At 31.7% G+C, this 281-nt stretch carries 1 protein-coding gene; it reads right to left on the minus strand.

The genetic code is table 11. The annotated features are described in order from the left end of the window. Positions 1–197 (minus strand): hypothetical protein (locus tag L9G74_RS20270; RefSeq protein WP_238898574.1); only part of this gene is annotated, 197 nt, incomplete at its 3' end. Between the last annotated feature and the right edge of the window lie 84 nt (positions 198–281).

Raw genomic sequence — 281 nt, forward strand, 5'->3', positions numbered from 1 at the left:
TTTTCTGCGTCCGAAAATTTAAAAAAACGCCCATATCTGCGAGATATTATTGAATTATGCTCTGCAGTTGCACAGAATATACTTTTATTAAGAACTCCCTTCAATTTAAAAAAAAAATCAGTTTTATTAAGAATTGAAGTTACAACAATTTCGTTGGGGAAATTTCCTGGAGCGATCAATAAAAAGTGGTCAACCAATCAAAAACTCCTCAACCAATCAAAAGATGGATCATTTCATTCTTACCACCGAATTTTGAAGATATTTTGTACATGCTTTGCAAA

Origin of the sequence: Shewanella electrica, assembly GCF_022321485.1 — a bacterium.
Lineage (GTDB): Bacteria > Pseudomonadota > Gammaproteobacteria > Enterobacterales > Shewanellaceae > Shewanella > Shewanella electrica.